This window comes from Pseudomonas sp. PvP025, assembly GCF_017832155.1.
In the GTDB taxonomy this organism is placed as follows: Bacteria; Pseudomonadota; Gammaproteobacteria; order Pseudomonadales; family Pseudomonadaceae; genus Aquipseudomonas.
The window spans coordinates 3,152,675-3,171,038 of the sequence record NZ_JAFIBJ010000001.1 but is presented as its reverse complement, the minus strand read 5'-3'; the positions used below and the strand labels follow the sequence as shown (position 1 = coordinate 3,171,038).

Here is an 18,364-nt window from a genome sequence, read left to right as displayed (position 1 = left end):
GCGAAGCGGCCCTGAGACAGTCGACGCGGTTTTTCAGATAGAAACATAAGTCAGGTTTTGGGTCTGCTACGCAGCCCAACGCGGGGCAAGCCCGCTCGCCACGACAAGCCCGCTCGCTACAGGTAAGCGTTCAGTCGAACAGGAACAGCGCCTCATTGCTGAACTGCGCCTCGAACCGGTTCGCCGGCATCGGCCGTCCAAACAGATACCCCTGCACCTCGTCGCAACCGTGCTCCCGGAGGAAGTCCAACTGCTCGTGGGTCTCCACGCCTTCGGCGATCACCGCCAGGTTCAGGCTGTGGGCCATGGCGATAATGGCGCGGGCAATCTGCGCGTCCTGCTCGCCGGACGGCAGGCCGTCGACGAAGGTGCGGTCGATCTTCAGCACGTCGATGGGGAACTGCTTGAGGTAATTGAGCGAAGAATAGCCGGTGCCGAAATCGTCCACCGCAATGCTCAGGCCCAGGTTTTTCAGGCTGGCGAGGATCTGCATGGCTTCGTTGACCTCGCGCATCAGGATGCTTTCGGTCAGCTCCAGCTCCAGGCACGCCGGCGGCAGGCCTGTGTCCTTGAGGATGGTGGCGATGCGCGTGCCCAATTGGCCATCGGAGAACTGCCGCGCCGAGATGTTCACCGAGACTTTCGGCACGCGCACCTTGTTCTGGTGCCAGGTTTTCAACTGGCGACAGGCCTCGCTGAGCACCCAGTCGCCCACGTCCACCACCAGCCCCAGCTCTTCCAGCACCGGAATGAAGTCTCCCGGCGGCACCAGCCCACGGCGCGGGTGACGCCAGCGCAGCAGCGCCTCGGCGCCGGTCAGGCGTTTGCCGTCGCCGCTGAACTGCGGCTGGTAATAAAGCACGAACTCGTCCTGCTCCAGTGCATGGCGCAGGTCGCTTTCCAACTCCAGGCGCTCCAGGGCGCTGGCGTTCATGTCGGCCTGGTAGAACTGGAAGTTGTTCTTGCCACGTTCCTTGGCGTGATACATCGCGGTGTCGGCATTTTTCATCAACTGGCTCAGCTCATTGCCGTCCTGCGGGCTCAAGGCAATGCCGATACTGGCGGTCACGAAGAACTCGCGGCCCTCGAGCACAAAGGGTTTGACCAGGCTGGCGAGGATTTGCTCGGCCACATTGATCGCCCGGTTCAGCGCCAGTTCGCGACTGCCCCTCGGTTGCAGGAGCAAGGTGAACTCGTCGCCGCCCATGCGCGCCACGGTATCGTCCTCGGCCACGCAGCCCAGCAGGCGCGTGGCCATTTCCTTGAGCATGCGGTCGCCGGCGGCATGCCCGAGTGAGTCGTTGATCGGCTTGAAACGGTCGAGGTCGAGGAACATCAGCACCACCCACGACTTCTGCCGCTCGGCCGACTGCAGCGCGGTGTGCAGGCGGTCCTGAAACAGCGTGCGGTTGGGCAGGTGGGTCAGGGCGTCGTAATACGCCAGGCGGTGGATGCGCTGTTCGCTGGCCTTGCGTTCGCTGATATCGCTGAAAAAGCACACATAGCTGGCCAGGTCGCCTTCGTCGTCGAACACGGCGGTAATCCCTACCCAGGCCGGATAATGCTCACCGTTGCGCCGCTTGAGCCACACTTCGCCTTCCCAGGTGCTGTGCTGGTGCAACTGCTTGAGCACGTAGCGCAGGTGGGCTTCCTGTTGTTCATCCACGGTGAGCATGTTCGGCAACTGGTCGAGCACATCCGTCACCGCATAGCCGCTGACCCGGCTGAACGCCTCGTTGGCCTGCACGATATAACCGGCCGGGTCGGTGATCAGGATCGCCGAGGTGGAATGTTCGAATACCGTGGCCGCCATGCGCAGGTCTTTCTCGGCGCGGCGTTGCTGGCTGATATCGCGGCCCACGCCGAGGATGCCCTCGAAGGCGCCGTGTTCGTCCCACACCAGCACCAGGCGCATCTCGATCGGCACTTTGCGCCCATCGGCGCGCAGGCAGTCGAACAGGAACAGTTGCGTGTGGGTTTCATCGCGCAGCGCCGCCAGCGCCAGCGGATCGCCCGCCGCGCGGTTGACCTGTTCGAACAGCGCGCTGATGCCGGTCAGTTGCTGCGGGTTGGCGATGATCGATTGCCAGCCGTGCTTGAACACCCACTCCACGTCATAACCCAGCACCGCATTGACCGAGGGGCTGATGTAATTGAGGGCCATTTGGCTGTCGGTGGAGCAGATCACGTCACTGATGCTCTCGGCCAGCATGCGGTAGCGCTGTTCGCTGTCACGCAGGGATTCGCTGGCTTCGATCTGGTCGGTAATGTCTTTGGCCACGCCAATGATGCGCGTCACCTGGGCGCTGTTGTCGCGGGCCAGGGCCTGTTCGCGGATATCGAAACGCCGCCATTGGTTGTTGCGATGGCGAAAACGCAGTTGGCAGTGCAACTGGGTCGAATAGCCGACCTCGCGCTGCTGCTGGCGCTGATCCTGATAATGCTCGGCGTCTTCGGGGTGCAGCAGGATCTCCCAGAAATACTCGCCCATCTGCGTAAGTTCGGGCTTGCTGTAGCCCAGGGTATGGCCGAGGTGATGGTTGCTGAAGATCATGCGCTGGCTGATCACGTCCTGCACATACAGGTGGTCCGGCACGGTGCGCACCACGTCCGACCAGAAGCTTTCGCGTTCCACCAGCGACAACTCGATCAGCTTGCGGCTGGTGATGTCATTGATACTGAGGATCACCGCCTTGAAGTCGTCCAACTGTTCCGGCAGGCGCATCACCAGCCACAGGTATTGCGGGTTGCCGGCGACATCGTTGAGCTGGATCTCCAGCTCCAGCTGTTTTTGCTGGGTCAGCACCGCTTCGAGCACCTGGTAGCCAATCGAGGTGGCGTTGTGCGGTGAGTCATCGAGCAGGCGCTCCCAGGCCTGATCGCAGGAGCTGACATTCAATAAGCGCACGGCCACCTGGTTGACCTCGGTGATCCGCAGCCCTTTGAGCAATTGCCCGCGCGCCTCGGGATTGTCCTGCAGCCAGGCGTGCAGTTGCTCGCGACTGTGCAACTGTGCCTTGTCGAAGAACGCCTTGAGGCTCGACAGGTCGAGCACGCACAGGGCCACGCCGGTGCCTTCGAAAATATCCTGATAGCGGCGCCGGCCTTCATTCACCTGGCGTTGGCGCCGACGCATGTTCAGCAGCACGATCACCGGAATCAGCGAAAATGCCAGGCCCAGCAGGCATTTGCCGATAAACGCCGGCAGCAGTTCCTCAAGCACCGCGCTGCGGTCGAACAGGCCGCGCAACTGCCAGTCGCTTTTGCTCAACGGCGTGATCAGCACGCTTTTGTTCAGTTCGTCGGTGGTCAGGTTGTTGACCCCTTGCGCCGACATACCGCCTTCACGGCTGACCACCTGATGGTTGATGCGGTTTTCGATGGCCCACATCGGCCGCTGACCCTGGCCGTCCTGGCGGGTGAGGTTGGTCAGGTAGTCGGGCGCCAGGCGCAGCGCCCAGTACATCCGCGAGCCGCCGCTGGGCTGGTGCAGCAGCAGGTAGATAAGACTGCCGTCTTGGTTGTTGCTCAGGTAATAGGACTGGCCGTGGCTGCGTTGCACCAGCTCTTCAAGCCAGGCGCTGTCCTGGCTGTCGGTGGCGCTGTCGCTGATGATCGCGCCGCTGGGGGCGAGCAGGGCGAGGCTGCGCAGCTCGGGCAGCGAGCGTTGCAGGCTGCGCATCAGGGCTTGTTGCTGTTCGTTGTCACGCGGGGGCTCGACCATGGGCAGCAGGTTCAACGCGATTTTCGCGCTCAGGGCCATATTCAGACTGATCTGCTCGGCCAAGTCGGCGCTGTAGTCGATGGTGTATTGCTGCTGGTTTTTCTGGTTTTGCTGCAATTGGTCAAGCAACTGCCAGAACAGCAGCGCGAGCAGCATCAGCACAAGGGTCGCCAATGCGCCTTTGAGGGTGCCGTGCAGGGGCGCTCCCGGTGCCAGATGGGCGGCGCGCAGGGGCGAGGGCGGCGTGACGTTGGACAAGCTGTGATCCTGCGGTTTGGCGGACTGGCGCGGCGTGCACTATAAGCCTGACGCCCGGAGGGCGGCTAGCATGCCTTGACTTGTGGCAAAGTGCCAGCCCTGGCCTGGCTGGACTGACCAGGCGCATTCAGGTAGCTTTGCCGGTTACGCGGGGGCGTTCCAGCCCCAGACATTCAGGCTTTTTCCGCTCGCTGGCATTGATCATAGTCAAAGGCCCGCGCCGCGCATGGCCTGGCACGGGCTTCGCCCGCTCAATTCATCAGTCACTGACGCTAGGTTCACCATGGCTCAATACGTCTTCACCATGCATCGGCTGGGAAAAGTTGTTCCGCCGAAGCGGGAAATCCTGAAAAACATTTCGCTGTCCTTCTTCCCCGGCGCCAAGATCGGCGTGCTCGGCCTCAACGGCTCGGGTAAATCCACCCTGCTGAAAATCATGGCCGGCGTCGACACCGAATTCGAAGGCGAAGCGCGCCCGATGCCGGAACTGAACATCGGTTACCTGCCGCAAGAGCCGATCCTGGACCCGACCAAGACCGTGCGTGAAGTGGTCGAAGAGGCCGTCAGCGTGATCAAGAACGCCCAGGCGCGCCTGGACGAGGTCTACGCCGCTTACGCAGAAGAAGACGCCGACTTCGACAAGCTCGCCGCCGAACAGGCCAAGCTCGAAGCCATCCTGCAGGCCAGCGACGGTCACAACCTGGAGCGCCAGCTGGAAGTCGCCGCCGACGCGCTGCGCCTGCCGGCATGGGACGCCAAGGTCGAATTCCTCTCCGGTGGTGAAAAACGCCGCGTGGCCCTCTGCCGCCTGCTGCTGTCGGCCCCCGACATGCTGCTGCTCGACGAACCGACCAACCACCTGGACGCCGATTCCGTCGCCTGGCTGGAGCATTTCCTGCACGATTTCCCGGGCACCGTGGTTGCGATCACGCACGACCGTTACTTCCTCGACAACGTCGCCGGCTGGATCCTCGAGCTCGACCGTGGCGCCGGTATCCCTTACGAGGGCAACTACTCCGGTTGGCTGGAAGCCAAGTCCGACCGTCTGGCCGCCGAATCCAAGCAGCAATCGGCCCACGAAAAGGCCATGAAGGAAGAACTGGAATGGGTGCGCAAAGGCGCCAAGGCCCGCCAGTCCAAATCCAAGGCACGTCTGCAACGCTTCGAAGAAATGCAGTCGCAGGAATTCCAGAAGCGCAGCGAAACCAACGAGATCTACATCCCGGCCGGCCCGCGCCTGGGTGACAAGGTCATCGAGTTCAAGAACGTCTGCAAAGGCTACGGCGACCGCGTGCTGATCGACAACCTGTCGTTCTCCATGCCAAAAGGCGCAATCGTCGGCGTTATCGGCGGCAACGGTGCGGGTAAATCCACCCTGTTCCGCATGCTGATGGGCAAGGAAACCCCGGATTCGGGCAGCATCGAGATCGGCGAAACCGTGCAGCTTGCCTGTGTCGATCAGAGCCGCGACGACCTCGACGGCAGCAAGACGGTGTTCCAACAGGTGTCCGACGGTTCCGACCAGATCCGCATCGGCAACTATGAAATCCCGTCGCGCACTTATGTGGGCCGTTTCAACTTCAAGGGCGGCGACCAGCAGAAGTTCGTCAAGGACCTGTCCGGTGGTGAGCGCGGTCGTCTGCACCTGGCCCTGACCCTGAAAGAAGGCGGCAACGTGTTGCTGCTCGACGAACCGTCCAACGACCTCGACGTTGAAACCCTGCGTTCCCTGGAAGAAGCCCTGCTGGACTTCCCGGGCGCCGCCATTGTGATCTCTCACGATCGGTGGTTCCTTGACCGCGTCGCGACTCACATCCTGGCGTACGAAGACGACTCGCAAGCGGTGTTCTTCGAAGGCAACTACACCGAGTACGAAGCAGACCGTAAAAAGCGCCTCGGCGATGCGGCGGCGCAGCCGCACCGGGTGCGGCACAAGAAACTGGCCTGATTCAGGCGGGTTGTTTGTAAGAACGGAGCCTTCGGGCTCCGTTTTTTTTGCGTTTTTTCAGGAATACCGAGGTGACTTAATCGGGAGCAAGCCCCCTCCCACAGCTGGAATGCATTCCCCTGTGGGAGGGGGCTTGCTCCCGATAGCGGTATAACTGCCAGCACCCTCTTGGGCTAAGCGTCGGGCTCGATGCGCAACACTTCAATCACCTGATCGCCGACGGGCCGCTTCCACACCACCTCGTCGCCCACCTGAGCACCCAGCAGCGCGCGACCCAGGGGCGAGCCCCAGTTGATCAGGCCTGCATTGGCGTCGGCCTGGTCTTCCCCGACCAGTTGAATGCGCTGCTGTTCGTCCTGCGCGTTGGCGAAGGTGACCCAACTGCCAATCTGCACCTTGTCGGTCGACGTGGCCGGTGCAACGACCTGAGCGCTGTGTACCCGCTGGTTGAAGTAGCGCAGATCCCGCTCGAGATCAGCCTGGCGTTGCTTATCCGCCTGTTCGCCCCTGGCCGTCTCGGCACTGTGCTCGGCCTGCAACTGCGTAACCCTGGCCTGCAACTGCGCCAAACCGGACGCGGTGAGGTGATTGGGCTGCTCGCTGACCTGACGTTCCACCGGTTGATCAGCCTGGGCGGCGGCGTTGTCTTCGTTTACAAAAGCTCGGCTCATGACATTCTCCTCAATGGAGGTTGGGCCCTGTGCGCCACACGATCGTTCCCGCGTTCTGCGTGGGAGCGATCTATTGGGCGCGGTAGGCCCTGGCGGCGTCGCGGTCTTTCTCCCGCTGCCAGGCACGCTCGCGGTAGTCCCAGCGATTGTCTCTGTAGTCACGCAGTTCTTCATGTTCACGCATGGCCTTGCACTGGCGAAAGCCGTCTTCCCAGCCTGCGGCGTATTCCCGCTCTTTCAGGTAGCGCGGGACATTTTTGCGAAACTCCCCGCTGATCACCCCGGCTGCCTGGCGTCCGCTGCTGCAGCCATCATCGAAGCCATCGGCAAACGCCGGTGGATAACCCTTGGCCAGCAGATCCTGATGGGTTGTTTGGCAACCCGACAACCACAACACCGCGCCCAGCATCACCGCATACCGCCACATGGCGTACTCCCTGGCCGTTTCTCGGCTTATGGGAGGAAGTCTAGTCAGGGAATTGTCGGGGCGGCGTGAAAGGCGGGTGAGAACGCTGTGAGATGGGCCCTCTCACCGTTTAATTTTCATCTGGTTTGGATCGGTGCCCAACGTTCCCTGGCTGTGTCTTGGCGAACCACCACCAGACGCCCACCCCCAGCAAGGTCGCCAGCACGGCCAACATCAGGATCACCGATTGCGTGCCCAGCGGCGCCGCAAGCAATGCCACCAGCAGGCCTGCCAGAGGCTGCGACAGGTTGTTCAGCAAGGTGATCACGCCCACGGTCTTGCCGAAGTCCTGGGGCGGGATCACCCGTTGCCGGAGGGTGCGCAGGTAGACGTTGAACATCTTGTCGAAGCCTGTAATCAACAGGAAACCCAGCACATAGCCGCCGAGGTTCGGGCTCAGCGCGCTGATCAAGGCCCCCGTGGCGATCATCGAATAGCCGATACCGCCCAGCAGCCGCAGAGGCAGTGCCACTCGGGCGAGGAAAAACAGGATCACGATCGTCGTGACCGCGCCCGCCGCCTGCAGCCCGGCATAGCTGTCCTTGCCGGCGCGGTAGTGGCCGATCACCATGGCCGCCGAGGTGGCCAGGGTGACGCCGACGATCAGGTTCACGCCTACGGCCAGCAGGATGACTTTTTTCAGCTCCGTGAGACGGCGGATATGCGCGAACGCGATTCGCAGAGGTCGCCGCCAGATACCCTGATGCTGCTCGAAAACCTCCAGGGTCACGCGGCTCAGGCGTTGCCACGCGAGCATGCTCAGGTCCGCCAGCAAAAACAGCCCGGCGACCCCCAGCACTGCCCAGTGCCAGGCCCACACCTGCAGCATCAGTGCCGCCAGCAGTGGGCCGAGGACCAGGCCTGTCTGGTCGGCGATCTGGGAATACGACAGGGTTTTGGTATAGCTGTAGTGCTCGAAGATATGCGGCATCAGCACTTCGCGCGCCATGATGCCTTGCGTGGTCAGCACCCCGCACAGCGCCGACAGCACCACCACCCAGGTGATACCGCCAAAAAAAGCGTGGAGCGCCACGGCCAGCACACACAGCAAGGCCCGGTAGACCTGGCTGATATGCAGGATTTTTATCGGGGAGTATTTGTCGCACAGGGCGCCGCACAACGGAAACGCGAGATAGCGCGGCAGCGATTCGACGAAGAAGGCCAGCCCTGCCCAGGCGACACTGTTGGTGGTCTGGAATACCACCAGCGGCACGATGAACAGCAGGATCTGATCGGCCAGCCTGGATAGAAACAGCGAGATGAAAAAAGCCAGGTAGTCCTTACGCATCAAAGCTCTTCTGTCAGCGAAGACGGGGCGACGATATTTTTCAGCACCGCCGCAAGCCTCCGTGGCGAGCGGGCTTGCGCTAATGCCGTTCAGTTAAGCGCAGATTCCCTGTGGCGAGCAGGCTTGTCCTGCGTTGGGCTGCGCAGCAGCCCCAAAGCCAGGTGCTGAGCCGTATCAGGTACACCGCGTTTTGCTCGATTGGGGGCGCTTCGCACCCCAACGCGGGGCAAGCCCGCTCGCCACAGAGGCCCTATGGGTTGGCGTGGGTCAGTAGTGATACCACTTCACTTCCAGCATCACTTCATTCACCGGCGTCGACAGGTGGCTGTACTCGCGCTGGGCGCTCAGGCGCAGGCCCAGGTTGCGGGACAGCTCCCACTGCTGGTTCAGGCTGATGCTGCGGCGCACTTCGCCATTGGTGAAGAAGTCGCCCTTGGCCTCCAGGCTGAGGTTGCCCAGCGGGTTTTTCCACAGCACGCCGGTGTTGAAGCCGGCGGCGGGGGAGATGGCTTCGCTGAAGTCGTTGTTGTGTTCCACGCGCACGGTGCCAAGGGCGAAGCCGAGCATGTCGTCGCTCAGCTGCCAGGTGCCGCCTGCGCCGCCGTTGACGTGGGCCACCAGGGTTTCGTCGTCGTGTTTGCCCGGCACGCGCTCCAGGCCACCGGTGACTTGCCATGACCAGGGTTGCAACAGGGCGTTGCGCGGGGTCAGGGAGCGGATGGTGGCCAGGTCCAGTTGCTGCAGTTGCCAGTGATTGCCTTCGTACTGGCGCAGTTTCATCTGCAGGATTTCGATCTGCGCACCCAAGGGGAAACCTTCGGCGTTGTCGTTGAGGTCATGGTAGGCCATGCGCAGGCCGTATTCGCCGAAGGCCTTGTCGCCTCGGGTGCCGATGCCGGCCTGCCAGGTGCGTGATTCGTGGCCGTTTTCCGGAAGGCCCGGCGGCGTGATTTTCAGGTCCGGCGCAGGGTTCTGGTTGATCGCGCGCAGCAATTCGAAGCTGCGCTGGGAGCGGGCGGTGTCGCGCTCCAGGCCATTGGCGCGGTAGCGGCCCAGGCGGTAGGCGGCGTCGATGACCAGCGCCTGGCGGTCACGCGGCAGCGCCTTGAAACCCGGCGCCTGCAACTGCTTCTGGTCGTCACTGATCTTCAGCACCCATTGCTGCTCATCGCCGTCCAGCGGCTTGGCGCGCTCCAGCAACTCGCGCTCGCGGGACGGGCGGTAATCGATTTTTTCTACCAGGCCCGCGTCCTTGACCGCCTTGACCGTGTCGGTGGGGATGGCGGTGAGGGGGAATTGCTCGGTCAGGCGCAGGCTGGGGCGCGCCACTTGCAGCAATTCCAGCAGGCGATAGGAGCAGTTTTCATCGAAGAAGAAGTAGTCGAACTTGATCTGCTTGAGTTCCCACACGTGCTCGACCATGCGCCTGGTCTCGACTTCGGTGAGGTTGAGGCGGTATTCCCACAGGTCACGGTTTTCGAGGCTGCGGTATTCCGAGAGTTTTTCCTGATACGGCACCAGGGCGAACAGGCCGGGGTAGCCGCCGGCGAGGCCCTTCCAGGCGTAGAGAATGCTGTTGTCAGAGCCTTCGATGTAGGCGCCGAAGTTGATCGCGTAGCTGAGCAGCGCGGTCTTGTCCCGTTGCACATCCGCCTGGTCGATACGCAGCAGGGTATGGCCGAACATCGACGACGGGCTGTTGAGGTACGCCGCCGGGAAGATCATCACCGCGCTGTGGGGCGCGACGTCCTTGAACCACTGGGTGAATTCCTTGCACTCCAGCGCAGGCAGGTCGTTGAGTTGCAACTGCGCCTTGAGCCAGCGGGTGCGCGCGGGGTAAACGCATTGGGCGTGTTTTTCGCCAAGGCTGGCCGGCGCATACAACGCTTCAACGGTGGCCTTGAGCTCGGCATCCGGGTGGTGGGCACCGTCGGCTGCGAGAAAGAATTTTTTGTCGCTGACATAGCTGCGCCAGCCTTTGATCTTGCCGGCTTCGTAATGGCCCAGAGATAGCCAGAACGGATCGTTGGCCAGTTGCTGCAAACGTTGATCATCAATATGCGGGGCCGCGTACAGCGGGGCGCAGGCGAAGAGTGCCAGCCAGGCAAAGCGTTTGAGCATAAGGGCTACTTAAGTCGGAAAAAGTGAGACCCAAAGGGGAGGCGGGCCCAAAAAATAAAACCCGCGCCTCAAGAGGCGCGGGCAGGTCGAGCTTAAGCCTGGGTAGCGTATTTCGCCAGACGCGAATCACTTCTCAGTACAGCCAGGGTGTTGTTGTGCACGTCGTCAGCGGTCACGTCAGCCTTGCTGAAGATCTGCTGGAAGTGCTCGTGGGTCACGGCAGCAAAGTGCTCGCGGTCTTCTGGCGCCACGCCCAGTACCACGGCGTAGGTGGTCAGTGCTTCGCCGTTGCCCTTGGCCATGTCTTCGGACAGCTCGTTCATCATGCCATTCATGGCAATCCAGGACTTGCCGCCGTAGGTCAGGGCGCTGTTGGTGCTGCAACCGTTGGTGCCCGAGGTCATGCCGAAGGTGGCGTTACCCGAGGTGCCGTTGGTGGTGGAAGCCAGGAAGTGAGCTGGAGTGCCGCGCTGGCCTTCGAACAACATGTTGCCCCAACCGCAGTTCGGGCCGCCTGGTGCTTCTGCCATTGCATTGAGGGAGACGACGGTGAAAAGAGTACCAAGAAGGATCCGTTTCATAGCTTTGTTCTCTTTGTGTGCAAACCAATGGACAAGGGGTTCAGGCGCTTGATCGCGCCCTAGGGGCCAGTTATTAGTCCAACCCGCGCAGTTTGGAGTTTAGGCACGTTCGAAGGGTTCCGTGGGTTTTTATAAAACAATCGCCGTTGTCGCGATTTTTTTGCAGGACGCGCTCGCTGTCTATGCTTTCCCTACGGCTCGCCTTGCCAGAGCGCGCAAGGGGGAGCCAGAATGCCGTTATCTGCCCCGCCTGATGTAAGGAAGCCCGATGCCTGATCCTGTTGCTGCCAGCTTGCGTCTAGCGCCCGAAGCGCTGACTCGCCCTTTCTCCGCTGAACAGTTCAGCTTCTCGACCACCAATGATTTGGAGCCCTTTCGCGGTGTGCTTGGCCAGGAACGTGCGGTTGAAGCCTTGCAGTTCGGTGTGGCCATGCCACGCCCCGGTTACAACGTGTTTGTCATGGGCGAGCCGGGCACGGGTCGCTTTTCGTTCGTCAAACGCTACCTGAAAGCCGAAGGCAAGCGCCTGCAGACCCCGTCGGACTGGGTCTATGTGAATAACTTCGACGAGCCGCGCGAACCGCGTGCCCTGGAATTGCCGGGCGGCTGCGCGGCGGCGTTCATCGCCGATATCAACGGGTTGGTCGACAACCTGGTGGCAACCTTCCCGGCGGTGTTCGAACACCCGACCTATCAACAGCGCAAAAGCGCCATCGACCGCGCGTTCAACCAGCGCTACGACAAGGCCCTGGACGTGATCGAGCGCCTGGCCCTGGAAAAGGACGTGGCGCTGTACCGCGACAGCACCAACATCGCCTTCACCCCGATGCTCGACGGCAAGGCGCTGGACGAGGCCGAGTTCTCGCAGTTGCCGGAGGCTGATCGCGAGCGCTTCCACTCGGACATCTCCGAGCTGGAAGAGCGTCTCAACGAAGAACTGGCCAGCCTGCCGCAGTGGAAGCGTGAGTCGAACAACCAACTGCGCCAGTTCAACGAAGAAACCATCACCCTGGCCCTGCAACCTTTGCTCGCGCCGCTGTCGGAAAAGTACGCCGAGAACGCAGGTGTTTGCGGTTACCTGCAAGCCATGCAGGTGTACCTGCTCAAAACCGTGGTCGAGCAACTGGTAGACGACGCCAAGACCGACGCCCAGGCGCGCAAGCTGCTCGAGGAGCAATACTGCCCGAGCCTGGTGGTGGGCCATGCGGTCAACGGTGGCGCGCCAGTGGTGTTCGAGCCGCATCCGACCTACGACAACCTGTTCGGCCGCATCGAATACAGCACCGACCAGGGCGCGCTCTACACCACGTATCGCCAACTGCGTCCGGGTGCCCTGCACCGCGCCAATGGCGGTTTCCTGATCCTTGAGGCCGAGAAAATGCTCGGCGAGCCGTTCGTGTGGGACGCGCTCAAGCGCTCCCTGCAATCGCGCAAACTGAAGATGGAGTCGCCCCTGGGCGAACTGGGCCGCCTGGCCACCGTGACCCTCAACCCGCAGATGATTCCGCTGCAGGTCAAAGTGATCATCATCGGTTCGCGCCAGCTGTATTACGCGTTGCAGGACGCCGATCCGGACTTCCAGGAGATGTTCCGGGTGCTGGTGGACTTCGACGAAGACATTCCGATGGTCGACGAAAGCCTGGAGCAGTTCGCCCAGTTGCTCAAAACCCGCACGTCGGAAGAAGGCATGGCGCCGCTGACCTCGGATGCCGTGGCGCGGCTGGCCACTTACAGCGCGCGGCTGGCGGAACACCAGGGGCGCCTGTCGGCGCGCATCGGTGATTTGTTTCAGTTGGTGAGCGAGGCGGATTTCATTCGCCACCTGGCGGGGGACGAGATGACCGATGCCGGGCATATCGAGCGCGCGCTCAAGGCCAAGGCCACGCGCACGGGGCGGGTCTCGGCGCGGATTCTGGATGACATGCTCGCCGGGGTGATCCTGATCGACACCGCCGGCGCTGCCGTGGGCAAGTGCAACGGCCTGACCGTGCTGGAAGTCGGCGACTCGGCGTTCGGTGTGCCCGCGCGGATTTCCGCCACGGTGTACCCGGGCGGCAGCGGCATTGTCGACATCGAGCGCGAGGTTAACCTTGGGCAGCCGATTCACTCCAAGGGCGTGATGATCCTCACCGGTTACCTGGGCAGCCGCTATGCCCAGGAATTCCCGCTGGCGATCTCGGCGAGTATTGCGCTGGAGCAGTCCTACGGTTATGTGGACGGCGACAGTGCGTCCCTGGGCGAGGCGTGCACATTGATCTCTGCGCTGTCGAAAACGCCGCTCAAGCAGTGCTTCGCCATCACCGGCTCGATCAACCAGTTTGGTGAAGTGCAGGCGGTGGGGGGGGTCAACGAGAAGATCGAGGGCTTCTTCCGCCTCTGTGAAGCGCGCGGGCTGACCGGCGAGCAGGGTGCGATCATTCCCAAGGCCAACGTGGCCACGCTGATGCTGGATGAGAAAGTGCTGCAGGCCGTGCGCGCCGGGCAGTTTCACATCTACGCGGTGCGCCAGGCGGATGAAGCGCTGAGCCTGCTGGTGGGCGAGGACGCCGGCGAGCCCGACGACGAAGGGCAATTCCCCGAAGGCACGGTGAATGCGCGGGTGGTCGAGCGTCTGCGCGCGATTGCCGAGATGATCAGCGAGGAAGACCTGAAAGAAGCGGAGAAGGAGCTGGCGCAGTTGGCGCTGGCCGAAGCCAAACCGACCTGACGCTGAGTAACCAGTGTGAGAGGGGGCAAGCCCTAATGCCGTTCAGTTAAGCGCAGATTCCCTGTGGCGAGCAGGCTTGTCCTGCGTTGGGCTGCGCAGCAGCCCCAAAGCCAGGCGCTGAGCCGTATCAGGTACGCCGCGTTTTGCTCGATTGGGGGCGCTTCGCACCCCAACGCGGGGCAAGCCCGCTCGCCACGACAAGCCCGCTCGCCACAGAGGTTCCAGTTTGCTGCGAGACGTTAAATTGACGGTTTATCGCCGTTGGTCTCTACAGCCTTGGTTTGTCTTGGTTTTCTTCTATTCTGAGTTAAACCAGTCTACCGAGGGGCGCCGCCATGCCGCGCAACCTTTGCCTTATCCGTCAATGCCTGGGCCTGGAAACCCGTATCGAATGCACCGTGCGCCCGCTCGCGGGGGACAGCGGGCTGTGGATGTTGTTATTCGCAGCAGGCATGGCCGGCGAGCAGCCGTCCGCCATCAAGGCCGAGGGCCCGTTTCATGGGGCCTGCGCCGCTGAAACCCTACTGGGCACCATCGTCGACGGCCTCACGCTGCAAGGCTATGTGCAGAGGCGCGAGCCGCCGATATGGGGCCTGCATTTGCAGGCCTATCTGCGCCAACTCAATCGCAGGCAAGAACGCCTCGCCCTGTAATCGCCGCGTTATTTGCTTTCCGGCTTGTCCAGCTTGACCTCGAAGCCGTATTGCACGGTGCTCAGGTCGGTGCGCTGGTAGCCTTCCAGGCGGGTCGGCTGGCCGTAGAAGTAATGCACGTCGAACATCGCCGTGCCGTATTCCTCGGCGCGGTGGCTGACGCCGAGGATTTCCTTGAGGTAATTGCCGCTGGCGTCCTTGGCGTAGAAGCGCCAGCTGTCGGCGGGGAAGGCTTGTTGATCGACGATCAGCGCGTTGTCCTTGAGCGCCAGGCCCTTGGGCAACCTGGCCGCATCCAGCGTGGTTTTTTCGATAGTGGCCAGGAACAGCGGGATCGAGCCCACCACGAACGCCGGGTTCTCCGGGAACAGGTTGAGGTCGTAGGTGAGCATGCCGCGCGCCGGGTTCAGTTCGAAGGCCTCGGTGGGCAACTCGATAGGGTCGCCGCGCCCGCCTTTTTCGTCGGCGGTAAAAAACGTCACCGGCGCCTCACTGCTGTTGCGCTCGGCGCCCACCAGGTCGTCGTTGAAGGTAAAGGGGTGATCGAACACCACATGCGCAGCGCTGGCATCGTCGACGGACTGGCTGATGGTGACGCTGTTTTTCAGCTGGTCTTCGGTCATCGACGCGTCCTTGAGCCAACTGGCGGCGCCGTCGTCGTACACCGTGACAGGCATCGGCAAGGCTTGCACGGTCTTTTCCAGGCTGTTTTTGTCAAACCGCAGGACCGGCAGGTCCAGTTCCTTGCGGGTGACGGTGACCGTGGAAAAGTCCAGCACATTGACTTGCAGGGAGTCGATCACGCCATTGAAGTAGACCTTGGCGTAAGACCGGTGCTGTTTTTGCTCGAAGGCTTTTTGCTCATCGGTCAGCTGTTTTTCAAGGGCCGGTGACCAGGCTTTTTGCTTTTGCAGCTCGGCCAGTTGTTTTTCGTAGAACGCCACTTGCGCAGCACTTTCGTTGATCGAGCCCGAGCGCGTCAGAAACTGCCCGGTAACGTCCCGTGCCTGGACCAGCAGCGGATTGGGCGAATCATCCGCCAGTTCCGGCGCCAGGGGCGCGCTGTTGGTGAGTTCGAGCTCGGCGTAGTTCTTTTCAAGCAGTAGCAGGTTGACGCTGACAGTGCCTTCGGTGCGCGTGTGACCGACGTCCTTTTTCGACAGGTCGAAGCTGAGCACCTTGCCGGGCGCTACCACTTCCACCGCGCCTTTGAGGCTCACCGGCTGCGGCTGGCTCTTGTTTTCGGTCTCGATACCGTCGAAAAACGGGTAGGTCACCGTCAGGTCGTCAGGGTTGGTCAGGTTGGAGCTACTCGGGCTCAACTGAATGCCGGGATCGGTTTCCGACCATTCCGGCTGGAACGGAATCACCTTGTTGTTGCTCAAGGTGACCGACTGCCATTCCAGGTTGTGGGGGAATGGAAACTGCTCCGGCACATTGAACGTAAAGGGGAATACCGGCTGCAAATCTGTCAGGTAGTCCGAATGGGAGGCCCTGCGCAGCACGAACAGGCCGTTGATGTAGGTATCGACCAGCGCCTGCGGCGTGGGGTAGTGCTTGAGCAGGGCCAGGGTGTCTTCGCCGTACTCGGGCTCGATGGGTTTGCTGGCGAGCTTGGTTTGCGCGCGCTCGAGCAGCAACAGCGAACCGCCCAGGTCAGCGATGGCGTCGCGCAGCTTGGGGTCCTGGATGCCGTCGAGGGACTGTTCGAACTTGGCGGTTTTCTCTTCGAGGGTGGCCTGCTTCTGCTCTTCGCTGGGAGAACAGCCGCCGGCCAGCAGCAGTGCCGCGCACAGGCCGACGCTGGCCAAGGGAGATCGCACATCCATCATTGCAAGTTTTCCTGTCCGACAACATTGAGTCGATTTGATGGGCTCGACACTAGCAGATAAACGCGCTCACAGATGCCGTACACGTCAGTTTTCTCGCGGTGACAGGTGGCTGGCAGCGGCTGGTATACTCGCCGCCATTTCTAGCCACGCTGTGTGAGATTCAATGGAACGTTTTATCGAAAATGCTATGTACGCCTCGCGCTGGCTGCTGGCGCCGATCTACTTCGGTCTGTCCCTGGGCCTGCTGGCGCTGGCGCTGAAATTCTTCCAGGAAGTGATCCACCTGCTGCCGAGCGTGTTCTCGATGGCCGAGTCCGAGCTGATCCTGGTGCTGCTGTCGCTGATCGACATGGCCCTGGTCGGCGGCCTGCTGGTGATGGTGATGATTTCCGGCTACGAGAACTTTGTCTCGCAGCTGGACATCGATGACAACAAGGAAAAGCTCAACTGGCTGGGCACCATGGACTCCTCGTCGCTGAAGATGAAAGTGGCGGCGTCCATCGTGGCGATTTCCTCCATCCACCTGCTGCGCATCTTCATGGACGCCAAGAACGTCGATCCGCAGCATTTGATGTGGTACGTGATCATCCACATGACCTTCGTGGTCTCGGCGTTCGCCATGGGTTACCTGGACAAACTCACCAAGCACTGATGCACCGCGCCGGCCTTACTGCTCGATGAAGTAGTAGGGCTGGCGATTGATCGACATCTGTTTGGTCACCGTGACCTTTTCCTGCAGTTGCTCGGTGCGATCCAGCAGCGCCACATTGCCGGGTTTGGCGGCCAGGTAGCTGCGCAATTGCGCTTCGGTTTGCAGGATCGGCAGGTAAGCCCGCAGGTAAAACACACTGGCGCCCGCGATCCGCTCGTTGGGTTGAAACAGCACCACGTTTCTGCCCTGGTCCAGCAGGGTCTGGATCTCGCTGATCACCGGCACGAACGAGTGGCGCACGTCCGCTTTGGGCGCGAACCAGAAGGCCGCCGTGAGGTAGCAGGCGATGGCCAGGATAAACACCGCGCCGATCACGCGCCGATGGTGCGCGTACAGCGTAGGCTTGTGTTCCTTGAGCCACGCCAGCAGCACGCGCACATATTCGGCGGCCAGCACGGCGGCGGCCGGCGTCAGCGCCATCAGGTACACCGTGCGCTTGCTGGACGCCAGGGTCAGCAAGGTAAATTGCGCCACCAGCCACACGCTGAAAAACAGGCGATAACGGTTGCGCACCAGGCTTTTGCGAAAGTGCCACAGGCCCAGGTACACCAGGATATTCCACGGCAAAAACGCTTCGGGCAGCTTCACCAGGTAGTAGTAAAACGGCTCGTAATGCCCGGCTTCGACAAACGAGCCGCTGAAGCGACCGACACTGTTGGTCAACAGCACCTCGCCCACCGCCTGCATCCCATCGCGCTGAAACAGAAACCCCAGCCAGATCACCAGCGGCACCAACGCCAACAGGGTAAACAGCGCCGGCTTGAGCCAGTCGCCGATGCTCAGGCGCTTGTCCATCAGGCTGATGCTGACCAGGTACACAAAGATCACGATGCCCGGCATCGCCAGGCCCAGCACGCCCTTGCTCAGGGTGGCGATGACCATTCCGGCCGCGAACAGCGCCCAGGCCCACGTGCTGGAGCCTTCGCGATCAGGCCGCACGGCCTGGTAAAACGCCAGCAGCGCGGTCGTCACGCCGAGACTGAGCAATGAATCCTCACCCACGCCGCGCACATTGCCCCAGTAACTGGCCATGGTCGCCAGGATCAGCGCCGCGCTGAACGCCAATGTTTTTGGCCGCCCGAAGGTGCGCAACATCCCGTACAACAGCATCACACTGAACAGCCCGGCAAACGCCGACGCCAGACGCACCGCCCCGGTGCTGGCGCCAAACAGCCGAATCGCGCCGGCGTCGAGCCACAGGCTCAGGGGCGGTTTTTCCAGAAACGGCTCTTGAAACAGTCGCGGCACCACCCAGTCGTTGTCCAGGTGCATGGCCATGGCGATCCCGGCCACACGGGCCTCGGTGGAACCTTGCAATTCATGGTTACCCAAGGCGAAGAAGAACAACAGACCAACGAGCAGAAGCAGCAGAGGAACGGGACGCGTCATGGAGTGTGGCTACC

The 18,364-nt window shown here is 61.9% G+C and carries 12 protein-coding genes; 4 read left to right on the top strand and 8 right to left on the bottom strand.

From position 1 onward, the window contains the following. Positions 1–130: 130 nt before the first annotated feature. The gene (locus tag JOE32_RS13475; RefSeq protein ID WP_209985002.1) at positions 131–3,982 is read right to left on the bottom strand and encodes a bifunctional diguanylate cyclase/phosphodiesterase; all 3,852 of its coding nucleotides are present in this window, start codon (positions 3,980–3,982) and stop codon (positions 131–133) included. 283 nt (positions 3,983–4,265) lie between these two features. Between JOE32_RS13475 and ettA the strand changes: the two genes are divergently transcribed. Next, positions 4,266–5,930: an energy-dependent translational throttle protein EttA gene (ettA, locus tag JOE32_RS13470; protein ID WP_209984999.1), complete on the top strand. Its 1,665-nt coding sequence runs from the start codon at positions 4,266–4,268 to the stop codon at positions 5,928–5,930. A gap of 173 nt (positions 5,931–6,103) precedes the next feature. Here ettA and JOE32_RS13465 read toward each other — a convergent pair whose 3' ends face one another. From JOE32_RS13465 to JOE32_RS13445, 5 genes are all read right to left on the bottom strand, one after another. Beyond that, entirely contained in the window at positions 6,104–6,601 is a 498-nt protein-coding gene (locus JOE32_RS13465) for a GreA/GreB family elongation factor (protein ID WP_209984996.1), read from the bottom strand. A gap of 70 nt (positions 6,602–6,671) precedes the next feature. After that, entirely contained in the window at positions 6,672–7,028 is a 357-nt protein-coding gene (locus tag JOE32_RS13460; protein ID WP_209984993.1) for a hypothetical protein, read from the bottom strand. Positions 7,029–7,137: 109 nt separating this feature from the next. Next, positions 7,138–8,355, bottom strand: coding sequence for an MFS transporter (locus JOE32_RS13455; protein WP_209984989.1), 1,218 nt, complete (start codon positions 8,353–8,355; stop codon positions 7,138–7,140). Between the two features lie 267 nt (positions 8,356–8,622). After that, entirely contained in the window at positions 8,623–10,476 is a 1,854-nt protein-coding gene (locus JOE32_RS13450) for a DUF4105 domain-containing protein (RefSeq protein WP_209984987.1), read from the bottom strand. 92 nt (positions 10,477–10,568) lie between these two features. Next, positions 10,569–11,057 (bottom strand): DUF3015 domain-containing protein, encoded by a 489-nt coding sequence (locus JOE32_RS13445; RefSeq protein WP_209984984.1) that lies wholly within the window; start codon positions 11,055–11,057, stop codon positions 10,569–10,571. A gap of 268 nt (positions 11,058–11,325) precedes the next feature. Between JOE32_RS13445 and JOE32_RS13440 the strand changes: the two genes are divergently transcribed. Together JOE32_RS13440 and JOE32_RS13435 are read left to right on the top strand one after the other, a co-directional pair. Next, entirely contained in the window at positions 11,326–13,764 is a 2,439-nt protein-coding gene (locus tag JOE32_RS13440) for an ATP-binding protein (RefSeq protein WP_209984981.1), read from the top strand. A 335-nt stretch (positions 13,765–14,099) separates the two neighbouring features. Next, entirely contained in the window at positions 14,100–14,417 is a 318-nt protein-coding gene (locus JOE32_RS13435) for a hypothetical protein (RefSeq protein ID WP_209984978.1), read from the top strand. An 8-nt stretch (positions 14,418–14,425) separates the two neighbouring features. Here JOE32_RS13435 and JOE32_RS13430 read toward each other — a convergent pair whose 3' ends face one another. Beyond that, positions 14,426–16,249 carry a hypothetical protein gene (locus JOE32_RS13430; protein WP_209984975.1) on the bottom strand — a complete coding sequence of 608 codons (1,824 nt, stop codon included), beginning with the start codon at positions 16,247–16,249 and terminating at the stop codon, positions 14,426–14,428. 163 nt (positions 16,250–16,412) lie between these two features. On the opposite strand from JOE32_RS13430, the gene JOE32_RS13425 reads away from it, so the two are divergent. Beyond that, on the top strand, positions 16,413–16,901 hold the full coding sequence (locus JOE32_RS13425; RefSeq protein WP_024077486.1) for a TIGR00645 family protein: 489 nt from the start codon (positions 16,413–16,415) through the stop codon (positions 16,899–16,901). A gap of 15 nt (positions 16,902–16,916) precedes the next feature. On the opposite strand, the gene JOE32_RS13420 is transcribed toward JOE32_RS13425, so the two are convergent. After that, on the bottom strand, positions 16,917–18,350 hold the full coding sequence (locus tag JOE32_RS13420; RefSeq protein WP_209984972.1) for a glycosyltransferase family 39 protein: 1,434 nt from the start codon (positions 18,348–18,350) through the stop codon (positions 16,917–16,919). Between the last annotated feature and the right edge of the window lie 14 nt (positions 18,351–18,364).